Annotated in this window: 17 protein-coding genes and 1 pseudogene; 8 read left to right on the forward strand and 10 right to left on the reverse strand. The window is 65.8% G+C overall.

The window, feature by feature from the left end; translation table 11 throughout:
• Positions 1–176: 176 nt before the first annotated feature.
• Positions 177–770: a TetR/AcrR family transcriptional regulator gene (locus KI794_RS13225; protein WP_119284957.1), complete on the forward strand. Its 594-nt coding sequence runs from the start codon at positions 177–179 to the stop codon at positions 768–770.
• A gap of 49 nt (positions 771–819) precedes the next feature.
• Here KI794_RS13225 and KI794_RS13230 read toward each other — a convergent pair whose 3' ends face one another.
• From KI794_RS13230 to KI794_RS13250, 5 genes are all read right to left on the reverse strand, one after another.
• Positions 820–1,896 (reverse strand): phosphotransferase family protein, encoded by a 1,077-nt coding sequence (locus tag KI794_RS13230; RefSeq protein WP_255808368.1) that lies wholly within the window; start codon positions 1,894–1,896, stop codon positions 820–822.
• Positions 1,893–3,134: an acyl-CoA dehydrogenase family protein gene (locus KI794_RS13235; protein WP_255809769.1), complete on the reverse strand. Its 1,242-nt coding sequence runs from the start codon at positions 3,132–3,134 to the stop codon at positions 1,893–1,895. The genes KI794_RS13230 and KI794_RS13235 overlap by 4 nt, the downstream gene beginning before the upstream one ends.
• A 5-nt stretch (positions 3,135–3,139) precedes the next feature.
• The gene (locus KI794_RS13240) at positions 3,140–3,916 is read right to left on the reverse strand and encodes an SDR family oxidoreductase (RefSeq protein WP_255808369.1); all 777 of its coding nucleotides are present in this window, start codon (positions 3,914–3,916) and stop codon (positions 3,140–3,142) included.
• 144 nt (positions 3,917–4,060) lie between these two features.
• Entirely contained in the window at positions 4,061–4,735 is a 675-nt protein-coding gene (locus tag KI794_RS13245; RefSeq protein WP_119284960.1) for a response regulator, read from the reverse strand.
• Positions 4,732–6,204: an ATP-binding protein gene (locus KI794_RS13250; RefSeq protein ID WP_255808370.1), complete on the reverse strand. Its 1,473-nt coding sequence runs from the start codon at positions 6,202–6,204 to the stop codon at positions 4,732–4,734. The genes KI794_RS13245 and KI794_RS13250 overlap by 4 nt, the downstream gene beginning before the upstream one ends.
• A 114-nt stretch (positions 6,205–6,318) precedes the next feature.
• On the opposite strand from KI794_RS13250, the gene KI794_RS13255 reads away from it, so the two are divergent.
• On the forward strand, positions 6,319–8,043 hold the full coding sequence (locus KI794_RS13255) for a PspC domain-containing protein (protein WP_255808371.1): 1,725 nt from the start codon (positions 6,319–6,321) through the stop codon (positions 8,041–8,043).
• Entirely contained in the window at positions 8,040–8,543 is a 504-nt protein-coding gene (locus tag KI794_RS13260; protein ID WP_255808372.1) for a hypothetical protein, read from the forward strand. Before KI794_RS13255 ends, KI794_RS13260 begins: the two co-directional genes overlap by 4 nt.
• Before the next feature lie 156 nt (positions 8,544–8,699).
• On the opposite strand, the pseudogene KI794_RS13265 reads toward KI794_RS13260, so the two are convergent.
• Together KI794_RS13265 and KI794_RS13270 are read right to left on the reverse strand one after the other, a co-directional pair.
• Positions 8,700–9,424 (reverse strand): annotated as a pseudogene (locus KI794_RS13265) (IS5 family transposase); the annotation flags it as partial.
• A gap of 122 nt (positions 9,425–9,546) precedes the next feature.
• A complete protein-coding gene (locus KI794_RS13270) occupies positions 9,547–11,055 on the reverse strand; it encodes a sensor histidine kinase (protein ID WP_119284966.1) in 1,509 nt (502 codons plus the stop codon).
• A gap of 206 nt (positions 11,056–11,261) precedes the next feature.
• On the opposite strand from KI794_RS13270, the gene KI794_RS13275 reads away from it, so the two are divergent.
• From KI794_RS13275 to KI794_RS13290, 4 genes are all read left to right on the forward strand, one after another.
• Positions 11,262–11,729 carry an Rv3235 family protein gene (locus KI794_RS13275; protein WP_255808373.1) on the forward strand — a complete coding sequence of 156 codons (468 nt, stop codon included), beginning with the start codon at positions 11,262–11,264 and terminating at the stop codon, positions 11,727–11,729.
• 163 nt (positions 11,730–11,892) lie between these two features.
• The gene (locus KI794_RS13280) at positions 11,893–12,624 is read left to right on the forward strand and encodes a VIT1/CCC1 transporter family protein (protein ID WP_255808374.1); all 732 of its coding nucleotides are present in this window, start codon (positions 11,893–11,895) and stop codon (positions 12,622–12,624) included.
• Between the two features lie 36 nt (positions 12,625–12,660).
• Positions 12,661–12,999 carry an MGMT family protein gene (locus tag KI794_RS13285; RefSeq protein ID WP_119285081.1) on the forward strand — a complete coding sequence of 113 codons (339 nt, stop codon included), beginning with the start codon at positions 12,661–12,663 and terminating at the stop codon, positions 12,997–12,999.
• Positions 12,996–13,814 carry a LysR substrate-binding domain-containing protein gene (locus KI794_RS13290; RefSeq protein WP_119284969.1) on the forward strand — a complete coding sequence of 273 codons (819 nt, stop codon included), beginning with the start codon at positions 12,996–12,998 and terminating at the stop codon, positions 13,812–13,814. The genes KI794_RS13285 and KI794_RS13290 overlap by 4 nt, the downstream gene beginning before the upstream one ends.
• A 60-nt stretch (positions 13,815–13,874) precedes the next feature.
• On the opposite strand, the gene KI794_RS13295 is transcribed toward KI794_RS13290, so the two are convergent.
• Positions 13,875–14,783: a DMT family transporter gene (locus KI794_RS13295; RefSeq protein ID WP_119284970.1), complete on the reverse strand. Its 909-nt coding sequence runs from the start codon at positions 14,781–14,783 to the stop codon at positions 13,875–13,877.
• Between the two features lie 68 nt (positions 14,784–14,851).
• Here KI794_RS13295 and KI794_RS13300 point away from each other — a divergent pair, with 68 nt between their 5' ends.
• The gene (locus KI794_RS13300) at positions 14,852–15,433 is read left to right on the forward strand and encodes a TetR/AcrR family transcriptional regulator (protein WP_119284971.1); all 582 of its coding nucleotides are present in this window, start codon (positions 14,852–14,854) and stop codon (positions 15,431–15,433) included.
• Between the two features lie 27 nt (positions 15,434–15,460).
• Here KI794_RS13300 and KI794_RS13305 read toward each other — a convergent pair whose 3' ends face one another.
• Entirely contained in the window at positions 15,461–16,648 is a 1,188-nt protein-coding gene (locus KI794_RS13305) for a glycine C-acetyltransferase (protein ID WP_255808375.1), read from the reverse strand.
• Positions 16,648–17,691 carry an L-threonine 3-dehydrogenase gene (gene tdh, locus KI794_RS13310; RefSeq protein WP_255808376.1) on the reverse strand — a complete coding sequence of 348 codons (1,044 nt, stop codon included), beginning with the start codon at positions 17,689–17,691 and terminating at the stop codon, positions 16,648–16,650. Before tdh ends, KI794_RS13305 begins: the two co-directional genes overlap by 1 nt.
• Positions 17,692–17,715 lie beyond the last annotated feature (24 nt).

Consider the following 17,715-nt stretch of genomic DNA (forward strand, 5'->3'; position numbering starts at 1 on the left):
TGATCCTTACCTGTGAAAGCAGTTTTTGTGCAGCAACTCAAATATTGCGTGCCGACCGATCACTCGCTCGGTCAACTATTCGTCCAAGTGTAACCAGGTAACTCACACAGATTCAACCCTTGGCGTGGTGCACGCCCCAGTTGCGCAGACTGCCCAAGCGTGGAAGTCTGACACCCATGACCGGGTCCCACTTTCCGCAGGCCATCGTCTTTGACGCGTGCTGCACTGCGGCGCTGTCATGCTTCGAGCAAAACGGCTTCCATGGCACGTCGATTCGACAGATAGCAAGCGCTGCGGGGCTCTCGGTGCCTGGCCTGTACCATCATTACCCATCGAAGGCTGCGCTCCTTGAGAAGCTCTGCGAGGTCTCGATGGGCGAGCTGCACACCGCGCTCGTACAGGCGCGCGACAGCGCCAAATCGACAATCGACCGCTTCAATCGTCTCGTTGCATGCCTGCTCGAGTTCCATGCCGAGTTCGGCGCGGTCGCGTTCGTGACCTACAGTGAGATCCGCGCGCTCGAGCCTGGTCCGCGAGCACAGCACATCGAGTCACGCCGCCGTGTTGAGCAATACATCACCGACGTCGTGACGGCTGGCGTCTCTGAGGGCATCTTCGAGACGTCCGAGCCCCGCCACGTTGCACGGGCGATCACTCATATCTGCCTCGGAGTGGCTCAGTGGTACAGGCCAGGCGGCCCGAGCTCAGTCGAAGAGATCATCGAGATCTACACGGGTATCTGCCAAGACGCTGCGCGCCACGTACGCTGAGTGCGTGCGTGGCGCGCCCCGGAACGCTCGCCCCGGAACCGACGCAAGCTCAGCGGGTCAGCTTCTGCGCCTGCTCCAAGACCTCTGGCACCGCGAGCTCAAGCGTGTGCGCGAAGGTGTCGCCTGGCCGTTCGCCCCTGCACCAGCGCGTGTAGATCGCTTCGAGAAAGACTGAAGCCTTCCAGAGCGCGAGCGCTTGGTACCAGCGCAGATCGCTGATGTCGAGGCCGGTACCCGACGCGTATCTCTCTGCAAGCTGATCGCGCGTCAGGTAGCCGGGTTCGCGCGTCGCGCTCGTGAGTTCCATCACCGTTCGCGGCGATGCGGGATCGCTGTATGTTGCGGTGAGGTAGCCGAGGTCGGCGAGCGGGTCGCCGAGCGTCGCCATCTCCCAGTCGAGCACGGCGAGCACGCTCGGCGGGCCTTCGGGTCGAAACATCACGTTGCCGAACCTGTAGTCACCGTGCACGAGCGCCGTGCGTTGCGTGGCTGGCCTGTGCCGTTCAAGCCACGCGCCAATCTCGGCGACGAGCGGGAGCTCGCGCTGCGACACCTGGGTTGCGAGACCTGTAAAGGTCTTCACCTGCCGTTCGAGATACCCGTCCGGCCTGCCGAACCCTGAGAGCCCGGCACGTTCGAGATCGACAGTGTGTATCTCGACGAGCGTGTCGACAAGCGCCTCCGATGCACCGCGCCTGCCTGCGGGCGAGTCGAACATTGCGGGCGTCTCGTCGAGCAGGATCGCGCCGTCGAGATACTCCATCACGTAGAAGGGCACCCCAAGCACCGCCGGGTCGGTGCAGACCGCGAGGATGTTGGGAGCTGGCGTACCTACGCGCCCCAGCCCCTGTTGCACGGTCGCCTCGCGGATCATGTCGTGCGTCGACTTTGGTAGCGGTGGCCGCGGGCCGCGGCGCAGCACGACTCGCGTGTCTCCCCTGTCGATGAGGTATGTGATGTTTGACTGCCCGTCGCCGATGCGCCGCCAGGCGATTTCACCCTCACCGATGCCGTGCTCGTCGAGGAACGCCGCAACGCGGTCAAGGACGAGAAGGGGTGGCATGGTGAAGCCTGCGGCGTCGGCGAGCGTCGCGACGACCTCGGAGTCCATCTCAGCGCAAGTCACAGCACACCCCAGGTGTCGGCGCCATGCTCGTCGACGCCGTCAAGGCGCGGCGCGCCCGCCTCAACCTCACGGCGCCTGCGCGATGATGCGCGCTTCGCGATCGCCCACTTATGGGTTTCGTTCGAGCCGTCGTAGATACGGAACGGGCGGACCTCGTTCGCGTAGGAGGCGAGCGGCAGCGCGTCTGTCACCCCGTCGCCACCGCAGATCTGGATCGCGCGGTCGATGATCCTGCCGATCGCGTCTGAGCAGTGCACCTTCGCGACGCCCGAGAGCGCCGCACCTGCCTCGGGGTCTCGTTCAAGCAGGGCGGCAGTGCGATCGATAATCGCCTCCGCGGTTGCGATGTCGATCTCCGACTGCGCAAGCATGTCTTGTGCGATACCGAGGCTTCGCAGCGGCGACCCAAACAGCTCTCGACTTGCCGCCCGGTCAAGGGCGATGTCCTGTGCTCGCTTGGCAAGGCCAAGCCACCGCATGCAGTGTGTGAGTCGCGCTGGGCCCAGCCTGACCTGCGCGTAGGTGAACCCCTCTCCAGGGGCCCCGAGAACGGCGTCGTCGGCGACAACGCAGTCCTCGAAATAGACGTGCGGGTGCCCGCCAGCGATCGCGGTATCGATCGCATTGATCGGGTTCCCCACGCGCACGCCTGGGTGATCCATGTCAACGAGAAACATCGTGGCGCCCTCGGGGAACCCCTCCTCTGGAACTGCTGGGGTGCGCACCATGAGAATGCAGTATGCAGCCCCCTCCGCGCCGCTGATGAAGCGTTTGTGGGCGTTGATCCGCCAGCCGCCCGCGACGCGTTCGGCAGTAGATCGGAGCGCGCGCGGATCGGACCCGGCGCCCGGGTGCGGTTCTGTCATTCCAAAACACGACCGCACCGCCCCCTCCCCGAGTGGGCGCAGGTAGCGCTCTTTCTGCGCGTCGGTGGCGATGAGCTCGAGCATGTGCATGTTGCCCTCATCGGGTGCCATGCAGTTCAGCACAGCTGGCCCGATCGGCGAGTAGCCCGCCTCCGTGAAGATCGCGGGCCAGTGTTCGAGGGGCACGCCCTGCCCGCCGTACTCTGTCGCGAGATGGGGCGCGAACACTCCAGCCTCACGTGCCTGCCGCATGAGCGACAGCCTCGTCTCGTCAGGCAACGTCGTTCCGGGCTTGGGTTCGGCAGGGACAACGACAGTGCGAATGAACTCCCGTGTGCGCAGCCGAATCGCCTCGTAGGGCTCGGGGAGCATGCCGGTCACGCTGCACCCCCGACCGAGAGCAGCCCGCCGTCAAGCACGAGCGTCTGCCCCGAAACCCAGGCCGCTTCGGGCGAAACGAGGTACGCGACGGCCCCGGCGATGTCTTCAGGGGTGCCGAGGCGTTTCAGCGGGTAGGCGGCCGCGACGTCGTCCTCGCGACCTTCGTAGAGCGCCTTGGCGAAGTCGGTCTTCACGACTGCCGGGGCGACCGCGTTCACGCGAACCTCTGGGCCGAGCTCAGCTGCGAGCGTCGTCGTCAGGTGGCAGACCGCGGCCTTGGTGACCCCGTACATGCCGATTCCGGGCGACGGGATGTAGCCCGTCACCGACGACAGGTTCACGATCGACCCGCCGTGCTGCGCGAAACCGAGGCTCTCGTGTCTGTAGGCGGCCTGCGACCAGGCGAGGGTCGAGACGATGTTCACCTCAATAATCTTGCGCGCAGCGTCGAGGTCAACCTCGATGAGCTTGCCGTAGATGGGGTTGATGCCAGCGTTGTTGACGAGAATGTCGAGGCGACCCCAGGCCGCGGCGACGCGGTCCATAACTTCCGCACGATGCTCTGGGTCATCTGCTTTGCCCGCGACTGCCAGTACTTGCCCCTCAGGGAGCGTTGCTGCGGCAGCAAGCAACGCATCCTCGGTCCGCGCGGTGATACACACATTTGCGCCGTCGGCAGCGAGCCTGGCGGCGATGGCGAGGCCGATCCCCCGGCTCGCGCCTGTCACGATTGCGGTCTTCCCCGCGAGCGGGAGGGTTTTCGTTTCCGTCATGTCAAACTCCATCGTTCAGTGAGAGCGCAGGGACGAACACCTCGTGCCGACCGATCAATCGCTCGGTACCGACTGTAGCCTGAGTGTGATTTCCCCCACAACTCCCATCGCCTGCCGCTCGAAAGCGCAGCATCGACTGCCGGGCTAGAGGAGGCGTTTGGATAGCGCCCACGCGGTGAGCTCGTGCCGGTTCGAGAGCTGCAGCTTGCGCAGCACGCTCGACACGTGCGTCTCGACAGTCTTCACCGACAAAAAGAGCTCGGCTGCAACCTCTTTGTAGGCGTATCCGCGCGCGATCATGCGCATGACCTCCTGCTCGCGGGCGGTGAGCCTATCGAGCTCGTCATCGGCGGCAGCAGTCTCACCGAGGCCCGTGCCGAACGCGTCAAGCACGAAACCCGCCAGGCGAGGTGAGAACACCGCGTCGCCGCCCCGAACGCGGAGCGCGGCGGCAGTCACCTCGGACCCCGAGGCCGTCTTCGTGAGGTACCCCCGAGCGCCGGCTCTGATGACACTGACGACATCGTCCGCAGCGTCCGAGACACTCAACGCGAGAAACCGGGTATTCGCGCTCACGCCAGCCAGGCGCTGCAACACTTCCGCGCCGCCGCCGCCAGCGCCGCCAGGCAAATGCACGTCGAGCAACACGACGTCGGGCGCGAGCCCGGGAATGAGCGCGACGGCCTCGTCGACAGTCGCGGCCTCCCCAACAACCTCGATCTCAGGGCCGAGCTCGGCCCTGAGCCCGGTGCGAAAGATCTGGTGGTCATCAACAATCACGACCGTGATCGCGGTCACGTCGTTCGTGGTCTCACTCACGAAACAACTCCTGTCCCTGCGTCGCCCGCAGCGTCCGTTTTCTGTTCCCGTGGCATCTCAAGGCGCACCGATGTGCCGCTGCCGCCGGGCCCTGGAACAATCTTCGCAGTCCCGCCCGCACGCGCCATCCGGCCAACGATGGAATCGCGCACACCCATGCGCCCCTCGGGGAGGCGATCAGGATCGAGTCCCGGCCCTCTGTCAGTGACATCGATCGAGACGCGCGCGGGGCTGACCTCCGCATACACCGTCACGTCCCCGCCCGCGTGCTGCGCGGCGTTCAGCATCGCCTCTCGCGCCGCAGCGACGATCGGCTCCGGCACGACAACCTCTGCTCCAACGCCGACGATCTCAAACCGCACCGGGTGCGCGTCCTCGAGCGCGGCCGAGTGCGCCCGCAGCTCCTCGAGGGCCGTCTCCTTCGGTGCAGTTACCCCACCGTCGGCGGCGCGGAACAGCCACTCACGCAGCTCCCGCTCCTGGCCGCGCGCGATTCGCGCGACCTCGCTCCCTGGGGCCGACCGCTGCTGAATCAGCGCAAGGGTCTGGAGGACCGAGTCGTGCAGGTGCGCGGCGATCTCAGACCGCTCAGCCTCACGTTCGCGGCCTGCCCGCTCCGCAATGAGCTCTCGGTTCAAGCGCAACAGCCACGGGGCGATTGCGAGCGCGACGCCCGCTAGCGCAGCAAGGGCAGCGGCGATCACTGTCCACACGCTCGGGCTCTCGGCTGTCACGAAGAACATGAGCACCCCAACCGCAACGAGGGAAAGCGCACCGAGCACGCGGGGAACGGGGTTCGACTCCGGCCGGTTTCGATCGGCGATCTGCCACCAGGTCAGGCCCACACCGACAAGCACGGCGAGTCCAGGGAGAATGATCGACAGGCGCAGCTCGATCCCGAATCGTTGGACGACAAGCAGCACCCCAACGACGAGCAGACAGGTGCCGAAGAGAAGCTCAGCAACCGGCCACCGCGTGCGTTGGCGTGTTGGGTCGGCGGGCCTGGCCGGTGCCCCAGCGACCTGGGGATGCATCTCTGCGTGCTGCGCGCGAGGCGACACGTGCTCCGTAGCAGCGCTCATCACCGCTCGTGACGCAGCCTCAGGGTCCGCCTGCGGCGTCGACGCAGGCCAGTCCTGTTTCTCGTGCGCAGACGGAGCTTGTCGCTTCGGAGGGTGTGGCGCGGAGGGTAGCTGGACCCCTGCCGCGCCCGGCCACAACGTTCCGCGCGTGAGCGCGCTCCGCATGGGCGCGACCCGCGTGTCCTGCTCGGCGAGCGGAACAGTTGCCCACAACCAGAGGTACAAGATGCCGCCCGCGCCGCCGGCAAGCAACGCCAGCAGCATGCCGATCCGCACGGCAAGCACCGGAACCCTCAGGTGCTCAGCAAGCCCACCGCACACGCCGGCGAGCAGCCGCTCGGACGGCGAGCGCGTGAGGAGTCGCGGGGTCGGGTTCGAACTTGCCATGCACCTATCAAAGCACTGAGTACCCCCGGACGGGGGCCTCAGGGCTACAAACCAGGGTGGGCTCAGGGTGAACCCTCATAGCCCCGAGGCGCCTGCCCGGGGCACACTCGAAGTATGAACCAGACACCCCTTCCTCACGGCAGCGCCCCGGGCGGCGCACCCCAGAACGCGCCGTTCGGCGCCGGCTTCTTCGCTTGGATCCGTGGCCTCGGCATCGGCCGGGGAGGCGACCGCTGGTTTGCCGGCGTCGCGGGCGGCATTGCGATGCGCGCCGGAATCGATCCGATCATCGTGCGCGGCATCTTCGTCGTACTCGCTGTGCTCGGCGGCCCAGGTATCGTGCTCTACCTCGCGGGCTGGCTATTGCTTCCAGATCAGGGCGGCAAGATCCACCTCGAGGAGGTATTCCGGGGGCGAGCAGGGACCGCGGCGGTCGTAGCAACTGTCGCGGTCGGCGTCTTCGTCGTCCTTCCGGTCTTCTTCAGGATCCTCGGCTTCACAACGATCGGCGGCTGGAACCTGTGGAACGCCTTCGGTCTGCCACACTGGCTTGTCACGACAATCTCGGTCCTCGTGTGGATCGGTGTCATCGCAGTCGCAGGGTTCTTGATCAGCAGGCTCTTCCTGGAACGCGGCCGCCGGGTGCGCGACGAATCACAGGCTCAATCGCCGAACGGGCAGCAGTCATTTGGTGAGGGAGCCTCGTGGTCGGCCGCCCCGGGTCAGTCCTGGGCCACCCCGCCAACGACAGGGGGCGCGGCCGACGCGCAGGCTACCCACGCGTTCGCATCTCCTCCCAGTGCGGCATCAACTGACGCGCCGTTTGCGGGAGCGGCACCGCAGCAGGATCAGCCCCCGACGACGCAGCTCCCCCAGCCTGCACCAGATTGGACGCAGCGCATCGCGGACAGCGCCGAGCGCGCAAGCGAGAAGGCAACGAAGTGGAGCGAGGACGTCGGCCGTCAGGCGGATGAGTGGAGTGCACGCTACGCAGCACAGCACGATCTCATGAAACTTGGCGCCGCACACGTCGTCATCACTCTCGCCATCGCGTTGCTTGCAGCGGGCGGCGCGGCATACATCGCGTTCGACATGCAGTTGAACCAGAATCTGGTACTCACCGCAGCTCTGCTCGGGGCCACCGGAGTCCTCGCGGTCTCGCTCATCGTCGCTGGTATTCGGGGCCGCCACACCGGCTGGGTGGGCTTCCTCGCGGCCTGCGGCGTGATCGCGCTCCTGTTCACGTCAATCATTCCCGACGGCTCACGCTTCCAGCCGTTTGGCACTGCGCTCGTGACGGCAGACGATCCAGGATCCGTGCTCATCGCTGGCACAACCGATGTCGACCTCACGACGCTCGACGACGTGAACGGTGCGAGCGACATGGAAGTGTGGCAGCTCGCTGGCCGCTCGGTAATCACGCTCCCCGAGGACGAGCCTGTACTCCTCACCATCCGACTGCTCGCGGGCTCGCTCGACGCGTCCGAGCTCAGCACAGGATCCTCATCGGCAGCCGGACCGTTCCTCTCTCGCACGATTGACACCCGTGTCGATCGCGATGACGACGCCGCACGGGTGACTGTCTACCTTCTCGCCGGTAGCGTGCGAGTGGAAGAAGCGCCAGCTTCAAACGAGAGCTTGAAACGCGCGGCCGACAGCGCGACGGCGAACCGCGCGGATCTGCGCGAGGAGCTGACCGACCTTCGCGAGGAAGAGAGCACTTTGCGCTCTGAACTTGATGAGCCGGGCCTCAGCGAGGTGCGCCAGGAGCGGCTCGAAAATACGCTTGACTTCACCCGCGACGAGATCGCAAAGCTAGAGAAGGAGCTCGCACGATGAGCACCGAGACGACCCCAGTACCCGAGCCGGCGCCGGGCGACGCAGAACAGACAGGTACCCCGGGTCTCGCGGCTGAGCAGCCTGGCGGCACGGCTCCGGCCGCGCAACTCGCGGACGACTCAGCGCCAGCCACTGAGCTCCCACCGATTCCTCCGGTGCCGCCAGTTCCGCCAGTCCCGCCCGTATCGACGACAGGTCAGTTCACGCCTGGCGCCGGGTACGCCCACACGTATCCTTCGGGCCAGCCCACACCGCCTCAGGTCCACACGACAGCGGCCCCAGCCCCCGTCCAGACGGCCGCGCGCAAGCCGAGACCGCGAACAAGCCCGATCGTCTGGGGCGCACTCATCCTTGTGTTCTGCGCCTACGTCGCGGTGCGCGCGGCTGGAGGGTCGATCGACGTGACCACGTGGCTCATCACCACGATTCTTGGGCTCGGGACACTGCTCCTCGTCGTCGGCGTAGCTGTGCTCGTGCGCACGTCGCGCGACAAGAACTAGGGTATGTCTCGTAGATGAGGTCTGCCCCAAGCGGGGCGCGACGGCAAGCTCAATTGCGAGACATGCCCTAGGCGCCGGCTGGCGACCTTGCGTGTCGTGGCTTGGGCCCCCTTCGGCCCGGCGAGGGCACCGCACCAGGCTCGAGACCGCCTACGACCACCGAGACCGCGCACCCTGCCACGACAGGGGATGCGGTCTCGGAGGCGAGATGCGGCCTCGGCCGGCGCCGGCGCCAACTCACTGGCCGGAGCCGGCGCAAAGGGCTAGGGCGCGTCTGTTCCCGCGGTTCAGGGATCACAGCCTCGATGCCACGCTTACGCAGGTGTGAACGATTCACTTGCGACGAGTACGCCTGATCGCCAAGCACCGCGTCGGGACGGCACCGGCGCCCGACCCGCAAATGCTCCAGCAACGGAATGAGTATCGGTGTATCGCCATCCTGCCCCGCCGAGCAGATCGTCACACGCGGCAGGCCTCTCTCAACAACCAGCTGATGCGTCTTCGTCGACAAGCCACCCCGGGAGCGGCCGATCGCGTGATCAGCTGGCTCGGTCAGAAGATTCTTGTAATTCGACGAAGCCCCTGTTGAGGCGCGTAATATTCGTCGCGTGTTGGTGCGCCCCGGCGATCGTGGAGTCCACGGAGATATCCCAGTCGATCAAACCGGCCCGGTCAGCATGCCCGAGCAGGCGGGCCTGTACTCGATCCCAGACGCCGTCATCGGCCATGCGCTTGTGCCACTGCCACACCGTCTGGTGCGGCCCGAACACTTCGGGGAGGTCACGCCACGCGATCCCGCACCGATACCGGCAGATGATTGCCTCGATCATCGTGCGGGCATCAGCGAACGGGCGCCCTTTCTTCCCGGTCAGGCCGGGCATCAGGTCTGCAATCAATGCCCATTGACCGTCTGAGACGAGCTGGAAACGTGACCCGGTTCCAGGTTCCCAGCCCTACCCAGAAACACTAAACCGACACACCCTAGCCCCGTCGTGCTGGCTCGCTAGCGCTCGACCTTCGCAATCGGCCGGGTCTGCGCGGCGAGCCAGTGCAGCGGAATATCAATCGCCACGCGGGTTCCGCCAGCAACGTCTGCGCCCCACTGGATCGTCCCGCCGAGCTCACCCTCGATGAGGGTACGCACGATCTGCGTGCCGAGCCCGTCGCCCACGGTGCCGCCTGGTAGCCCCGTTCCTGTGTCAATGACCTCAACGGCCAGCCGCTCCGGCGTACGGTCGGCCCGAATGAACACTTCGCCCTCGCGCCCGGCGAGCCCGTGCTCGACAGCGTTCGTGACGATCTCGGTGAGCGCGAGCGCGAGCGGTGTGGCGTACTCTGACGGCAGCTCGCCGAACTCGCCTTCCTTCCGCGGATGAACCGTGGTCCCGTGCAGGCTTGCAACCTCGGCTGCGAGCCCGAGCACTCGCTCAAACACGACGTCGAAGTCGACGATCTGCGCGAGCCCCGTCGACAGGGTGTCGTGCACCACTGCGATCGCGGCGACGCGGCGCATCGCCTGGCCGAGTACCTGCTTTGCTTCTTCACTCCGGGCCCTCCGGGCCTGCACACGGAGTAGTGAAGCGACAGTCTGGAGGTTGTTCTTCACCCGGTGGTGGATCTCGCGAATTGTCGCATCCTTGGTGATGAGCTCCTGGGCTTGCTGCCTGAGCTCGCTCACGTCGCGGGTGAGCACGACCCCACCGATCCGCTCGCCATCGCGGAACACGGGAATTGATCGCATCGCAACCGACAGCCCTCGGGCGAAGATCTCCGTTCGCTTGGCGACCTTGCCCTGGCTGATGAGCGGTAGCGACTCGTTCGTATCGAACTGCCCCTTCAGCACCTCAGAGAGCACCTCTGAGAAGTTCTGATCTTCGATCTCATCGCGGTAGCCGAGCATCGTGAAGGTTGTCTGCGTATTCGGGCTCACAAACGTCGCAATGCCCTCAAGATTCACCCGAACGAGCCCATCAGTTGCACGCGGAGCGCCCTGCTGTCCGCCGACTCCACCGGGGTTGGGAAACGCGCCGGTCTGAATCATTCCGAGGAGGTCGTTCGCAACCTCCCTAAAGGCGGCCGCGATACGTGACGCATGCTGCGTGTCGTGGGCGCTCGTGTGCACCGTCGCGACGGCGAACGGGCCGAAGACCTTGCCCTGGCTGTCGCGGCGGCTGATCGAGTACGCCGTCAGCTTCATCGGGTTCTCTTCGTACCACGCGGGAGAAGTCGAAGCAGCCGGCTTGCCGGTCTCGAGCGCCTGCTCGACGACCTCACGCCACTCGGGCCGAAGGAAATCACCGATCACGTCGCGGTAGAACAGCGTGATGTACCCGGCAGGTCGGCTGTGCGCGACGGCCAAGTAGTCGCCGTTCTCAGACGGGACCCACAGCACAATATCGCTGAGCGCGACGTCGGCGAGCAGTGGAAGGTCGAGCGCGAGCAGCTCAAGCCACTCGAGTTCCTCTTCCGTGAGATCCGAGTACTTTGTTGCAAGGTTTCGAAGGGTCGCCACGGTCTAAGCCTAGGGCACGCGACACAGTTTTCCCCGCTGCTCGCAACTCGCTTTCGCAGTCACCAGGCACGCAATTGCCAGGAAGCAAAGCACCACATCGAAGCACGCACTTGACCCGTTCGTACGCACCGCCCGTACCGTAAGGTTCACAGTTCAGCCGCCGAGGGGACAGCGGGTCATTTCGCCCGAGCCAGGGAGTCCCTTTCATGAGCATGCCGCTTTCCAGCGAACCACTCGAGCACGGCGATGGAGAAGCGCCCCCGCGACCGCTCCGTGCACTTGATGTAGACCCACCAAGGGCGGCCGCATTGCCTGATCCGCCGCAGATCGGCGTGCTTGCCCAGCTTGAGGCGCGAGTGATCGGCGCGATCGCAGTCTTCGCATTCGAGGCAGTCGAGGGAACACGCCAGGTCGCCCAGCTCGGCAAGTGGGTCACGACACGGGTCGCCGATGAACTGGATGAGGTGCGGCGCCTCAACGTTGAACGCAGGTCGCTTTATCACGATACCCGTCGCATCGTGCCAGTCGTCGGGCGCGTCCGCGCTACGAGCCCGACGGCCTGGGTGACGGAGGCGGCAGTGGTCCTCCTCACCCCCAGCAGATCCCGAGCCGTCGCCATGCGCTTCGAGGCGATTCGAGGGCGGTGGCAAGCGACCTCGATAACGGTGCTCTAAGAAAGCGTCGCACCGCGAGCGAAAGTTCGTTCAGCCGAACTCAAAATCGCAGGTTTACCGAGGTCGCAAACGGACTATTCCCTCAGGCAAAATCCCTGTTAACGTTGCACTTTGCGCCGCAGGCCAGCGCTATGCGGCAGTCGTTTTACTCAGAGAGCTCATCGTGAACCTTCCCACCGAATCGGATGACATTTCCCGCCCACACGACTACGACCATCGCCATGCCGATGTCTCATCGGGCTGGCTCCGCGCGACGGTGTTCGGCGCCATGGACGGCCTCGTCTCGAACATTGGTCTCATCGCCGGCATCGCCGCGGCTGGCGCGTCAAACACGATCGTCGCAATTACAGGAATCTCGGGCCTCATCGCTGGTGCGATCTCCATGGCCCTCGGCGAGTACACCTCGGTTCGCACCGCCAACGAGCAGCTCGACGCCGAGGTCGTCACCGAGCGCGAAGCGCACACCCGCAACCCGATCGGCGAGCAGGCTGAGCTCACGGTGCTGTTCTCGAATCTCGGGATGGAGCGAGAGACAGCAGAGATCGCGGCGTCGCAGGTGCACGCGAACAGCGAGAGCGCTGTGCGCGTGCACCTGGCCCACGAGCTCGGCCTCAGCCTCGATGACCGCCCATCCCCGTGGGTCGCGGCGTTCTCATCGCTACTCTCGTTCGGCATCGGCGCATTCATTCCGATCATCCCGTTTGTCTTCGGATTTGGAAATCTGTGGCTCGGCCTCGCATTCGGTGGCGCCGGCCTCCTGCTCGCTGGTGGTCTCGCCGCAACGACAACGAAGCGCAACTGGCTTGCAGGCGCCAGCCGCCAGCTCCTCTTCGGAGGCATCGCTGTCGCGGCGACCTACACGATCGGAAAGCTGCTGGGAGTCTCGGGTATCTAACCCTCAGCGGGGCCTCGCGGGCGTAGGCTAGTGCTCGTGCCCGATCCTGATTTCACCGAAGCGGTGCTTGCGATTGTCGAGCGGATCCCCGCTGGCAGAGTGATGACGTACGGTGATGTAGGGATCGCGGTTGGCTCTGAGGCCCCGCGCGCCGTAGGCCGCGTGATGGCCCTGTACGGCCACTCGGTGAGCTGGTGGCGAGTCGTTTCCGCGAGCGGCATGCCGCCCCAAGGGCACGAACGGCTCGCACTTCCGCACTATCGCGAGGAGGGCACGCCACTCAGGCGGGTCGAGTCACCCGACGAGTACCGCATCGCGCTCTCGGCAGCGCGGCTGCCCTATTCCCATGAAATCTATGCAGAGGTAGTGCTGTGACCGATACTCCCGAACCCACCGCCGCAGCCGAGATCCAACTTGGCTTCACGCGCGGGGTCGCCCCCAGCAAGTGGGTCAGGCGCTGGAACGCGATCTCGCCGGAGCAGCCGCTCAGCATTGTGCCGTTTCCGAAGCCATACGGCAGGCCCGAACATGCCGCCGACTTCGACATGATCCTCGAACGAACCGCGCCGGGCGGGACTCCGGTCGGGGCCGACGACGGCGCAGCACGCACCCACCATGCGCTCCGGCTGTACGACGAAGCCGTTGCGCTCGTGCTCCCAAAGGGACACGATTTCACGGGCAGGGAGTCAGTATCGATCGCTGATCTTGCCGAGGTGAGACTCCTCGACCACCCCGACCACGCGCCCGACTGGCCCGCCGCCGAGGCGTGGGAGGACCCAGCGTGGATGCCTGTCGACGTGCACGCCGCGCTCGACATCGTCGCGACTGGGCTGGGTGGCATCCTCATGCCTGCGCCGCTCGCCAGGCACATTGTCGATAAGCACGCCCACCTGACCGTGAGGCTTGAGGAGCCGATCGTCGGTGGTTCGATCTGGGCGAGCTGGCCTGTCGAGCGAGACGCCCCCGATATGCAGCACCTCGCCGGGGTCATGCGCGGCCGCACTGCGCGGTCCTCGCGCGGCGCGCAGGCCGACGCGCAGACGGCTCCGAAGGAGCCCAAGCGCAGGCAACAGCCGAAAGCGAAGGCGAAACCCAAGCTCAAACCGAACTCTCGTGGCGCTCAACTGCAGGCGGCCGCCGAGAAGCGTGAGCGTGAGAAGGCCGAGCGCCGGCGGGCGAAGCGCAAGTAGCGACGCCAGAAGCGGTGAGCTCCGCCGCACGATCGAACCCCCGTGAGAACGCTGCTGCGTTCAGCTGAGGCGCCTGCGCGCGGGCAGAGCGAACAGCACCAGGCTCGCACCGATGAGCACGACGCCCGCAATACCTCCTGCGGCGAGACGCTCACCGACGATCACCGCGGCGAACCCTGCCGCAATCACAGGCTCCGACAGGGTCAGCACTGTCGCCGAGGTCGCATCGATGTGTCTGAGCGCGAGTCCGAACAGCACATAGCCGAGAAACATCGGCACGAGCGCCATGTACGTGCCGACCCCAAACGCTTGCCACGAGCTCACAAGTGGGCCTCCCGTTGCGAAGAGCACAGGCATGAGCAGCACCCCGCCGAATCCGAACACCGCACCCATCGCGACGCGGGAGTCGACGCCGGGCCCGATCAGCCTATGAGCAGCCCATGCGTAGCCGGCGTAGCTCACGCCAGCGACTAGGCCGAGTCCGACGCCGAGACCTACCTGACCCGTGCCACCCGAATTCCCGTGACCGCCAAACACGCTGAGAACGGCCATACCCGCAAGGCCGAGCACTGCGGCCACGAGCCAGCGGCGCGATGGCCGCTTCCGATCAGTCGCCCAGTCGAGCAGCGCAGCAAACACTGGCGCGGAGCCAAGCGAGACGACAGTGCCAATCGTCACCCCGGCGGTGTGCATGCTGCTGTAGAACGCGAGTGGGTACGCGAAAACACCGAGCCCGCCAAAGAGTACGAGCGGCCATCGCGCTCGCAACTGTGGGAGCGCACGCACAAGGCCGCGCCCGGCGACCACCGCCTGCAGCAACCCGCCGACGCCGAGCGCAACGGCGCCGATCGCCAGCGGTCCAACCTCGGGCGCGAACGTCGCCGCCGTGCCCGTTGTTCCCCAGAGAACCGACGCCGCGAGGACAAGCACCACCCCGAGCCCGGGGCGGGTGTGAGTGGAATTGCGCATTCGTCAAGCATAGTAGACAGATCGGTCTACCTTGGTACACTTGTCGCGACACCGATCTTGGAGAGAGCGTGAACGGCAGAAGCACAGCCCGCACGAAACGCGAACCGGCGCGCGACAAACTGCTTCGTGCCGCAGCCGAGGAGTTCTACGCCAAGGGAGTGAGTGGAACCGGCATCGATACGATCATCGCGACCGCCGGCGTCGCGAAGAAGAGTCTCTACAACAACTTCGAGTCAAAAGAGACACTGATCGCCGCCTATCTCGAGGAGCGACACCGCGAGTGGCTCGCCTTGTTCTCCACGCGTCTCGCGCACGCCGACACCCCCGCAGACAGGGTACTCGCGGTGTTCGACGCGTACGCAGACCACGCGAACGCTGGGTACCGCGACGGCTGGCGGGGCTGTGGTCTACTCAACGCAGCGGCCGAGCTCCCCGTCGGTCACCCGGGGCGGGCCGCCGTGCGCGCACACAAGGACGAGGTCGAGCAGATACTGCGGCTGCACCTCGCCGAGATTTCTGACGCACCCGACGAGCTTGCCGCTCACCTGGCGCTCCTCCTCGAAGGCTCAATGGCGAAGTCCGGCCTCGAAGGCACTGACGCCTGGGTACTCACAGCACGCGGGCTCGCGGAGCGGCTGCTGCGCCCCTGAAAGCGCAGCTGCCGCCTCCTGGCCAGATCACTCGCCCGGTTGCACCGCGCGTGCCGCCTCGATGAACGCGGTCACGCAGGCCTTGATCTGCGACTCGGTGTGGGCCGCAGAGAGTTGCACGCGGATCCGCGCCTCGCCCCTGGGGACCACGGGGAAGCTGAAGGCCGTCACAAACACCCCTCGACGCTGCAGCTCAGTCGCGATCTGGGCGGTCACCGCAGCATCCCCGAACATCACAGGCACGATCGGATGGTTGCCTGGGAGCAGCTCAAAGCCCGCTTCCGTCATCAGCGCCCGGAAGAGCTCAGCGTTGTGCTGGAGCCGCACCCGCGCGTCACCGGCCCCCTCGACGAGATCGAGCGCGGCGAGCGATCCAGCGACAATCGCTGGAGCGAGGGTGTTCGAGAAGAGGTACGGCCTCGCGCGCTGGCGCAACAGCTGGACGATCTCGCTGTGCCCCGACACGTAGCCGCCAGAGGCCCCGCCGAGGGCCTTGCCGAGCGTGCCCGTGACGATGTCGACGCGGTCGGCAACTCCACAGAGCTCGGGGGTGCCTGCGCCAGTCTCCCCCATAAAGCCGACGGCGTGGGAGTCGTCTACGAGCACGAGCGCGTCATACTTGTCGGCGAGGTCGCAGATCGCCTCGAGCGGCGCGACAAAACCGTCCATCGAGAACACGCCGTCAGTCACGATCACTCGGAACCGGGCATCCGCAGCCTCCTGCAGGCGCGCTTCAAGCTCTGCCATGTCGCAGTTCGCGTACCGGTAGCGGCGGGCCTTGGATAGCCTGATGCCATCAATCAGCGACGCGTGGTTGAGCGCATCCGAGATGATCGCGTCCTCCGCACCAAACAGGGTCTCGAACACGCCGCCGTTCGCGTCGAAGCACGATGCGAAGAGGATCGTCTCTTGGGTCCCGAGAAACGTCGAGAGCCGCGTCTCAAGCTCAAGGTGCTGATCCTGCGTCCCGCAGATGAATCGCACGCTCGCCAGGCCGTATCCCCACTCGTCAAGCGCGGTGTGCGCCGCGGCGACGATGCTCGGATGGTCGGCAAGACCGAGGTAGTTGTTCGCACAGAAGTTCAGCACCTGGGTGTCGCCGACGGTGATCTCGGGACCCTGGGGCCCCGCTATCCCGCGCTCGCGCTTGAACAGGCCGGCGTCTTCGATCTCGGTGAGCTCTGTCGCGAGGTGTGCTTTGAATGCTCCGTACATTACAGTTCCGTCCAGTCGAGGATGATTTTTCCGGTTGTCGCCGAGCCTGCGGCCGCAAAGCCACGCTCCCAATCGCGCGCGGGGATCGTGTCGGCAATCACCGACGTGATGCGCGCCCGCAGCTGCTCGCTCGTCTCAAGCATCGCGGCCATTGCGTTCCACGTCTCAAACATCTCGCGCCCGTAGATGCCCTTCAGCGTGATCATGTGGGTCACCACCTTGGCCCAGTCGATGGCGAACTCGGCAGTTGGCAGCCCCAGCATCGCGATCCTGCCGCCGTGGTTCATGTTCTCGAGCATGCCTGGAAGCGCCGGGCTCGCGCCGCTCATCTCGAACCCGATGTCGAAGCCCTCACGCATACCAAGCTGCGTCTGCGCGTCACGAATCGACTCGGTCGCGACGTTGACTGTCGCGTGGGCGCCAAGGCCGCGCGCGAGCTCGAGGCGGGCGTCGCTGATGTCGGTCGCGACGACGTAGCGCGCGCCAACGTGCCTGGCGACGGCGACCGACATGAGCCCGATCGGGCCGCAGCCACTCACAAGCACGTCCTCGCCAACGAGCGGGAACGCGAGCGCCGTGTGCACCGCGTTTCCGAGCGGGTCAAAGATCGCGCCGAGCTCAGGCGAGATTGTGTCCGAGTGCACCCAGACGTTGCTTGCTGGCAACGACAGGTACTCTGCGAACGCACCGTCGCGGTGCAGGCCGAGCCCCTTCGTTCGGATGCACATCTGGCGGCGGCCAGCCCGACAGTTGCGGCACGTGCCGCAGACGATGTGCCCCTCGCCTGACACACGGTCACCGACGCGCACGTCGCACACTCCCGCACCGATCTCGACGACCTCGCCATAGAACTCGTGGCCTGGGATGAGCGGGGCTGCGATGTTGTTCGCCGCCCACGCGTCCCATTCAAGGATGTGCAAATCGGTACCGCAGATGCCGGTTCGCAAGACGCGGATGACGACATCGCCAGGGCCACACACAGGATCAGGGACCTCGCTCAGAACGAGGCCTGGCCCCGCCTCCGGTTTCATGAGTGCTCGCATACAGCTATTTCGCCATGGAACACA

Source organism: Leucobacter aridicollis (genome assembly GCF_024399335.1).
GTDB lineage: Bacteria > Actinomycetota > Actinomycetes > Actinomycetales > Microbacteriaceae > Leucobacter > Leucobacter aridicollis_A.

Excerpts from the sequence above, each read along its gene's own strand:
- KI794_RS13240 (WP_255808369.1), bottom strand. The coding sequence starts at position 3,916 with ATGACGGAAACGAAAACCCTCCCGCTCGCGGGGAAGACCGCAATCGTG.
- KI794_RS13295 (WP_119284970.1), bottom strand. The coding sequence starts at position 14,783 with ATGCGCAATTCCACTCACACCCGCCCCGGGCTCGGGGTGGTGCTTGTC.
- KI794_RS13275 (WP_255808373.1), top strand. The coding sequence starts at position 11,262 with ATGAGCATGCCGCTTTCCAGCGAACCACTCGAGCACGGCGATGGAGAA.
- tdh (WP_255808376.1), bottom strand. The coding sequence starts at position 17,691 with ATGCGAGCACTCATGAAACCGGAGGCGGGGCCAGGCCTCGTTCTGAGC.
- KI794_RS13305 (WP_255808375.1), bottom strand. The coding sequence starts at position 16,648 with ATGTACGGAGCATTCAAAGCACACCTCGCGACAGAGCTCACCGAGATC.
- KI794_RS13260 (WP_255808372.1), top strand. The coding sequence starts at position 8,040 with ATGAGCACCGAGACGACCCCAGTACCCGAGCCGGCGCCGGGCGACGCA.
- KI794_RS13235 (WP_255809769.1), bottom strand. The coding sequence starts at position 3,134 with ATGCTCCCCGAGCCCTACGAGGCGATTCGGCTGCGCACACGGGAGTTC.
- KI794_RS13250 (WP_255808370.1), bottom strand. The coding sequence starts at position 6,204 with ATGGCAAGTTCGAACCCGACCCCGCGACTCCTCACGCGCTCGCCGTCC.
- KI794_RS13225 (WP_119284957.1), top strand. The coding sequence starts at position 177 with ATGACCGGGTCCCACTTTCCGCAGGCCATCGTCTTTGACGCGTGCTGC.
- KI794_RS13255 (WP_255808371.1), top strand. The coding sequence starts at position 6,319 with ATGAACCAGACACCCCTTCCTCACGGCAGCGCCCCGGGCGGCGCACCC.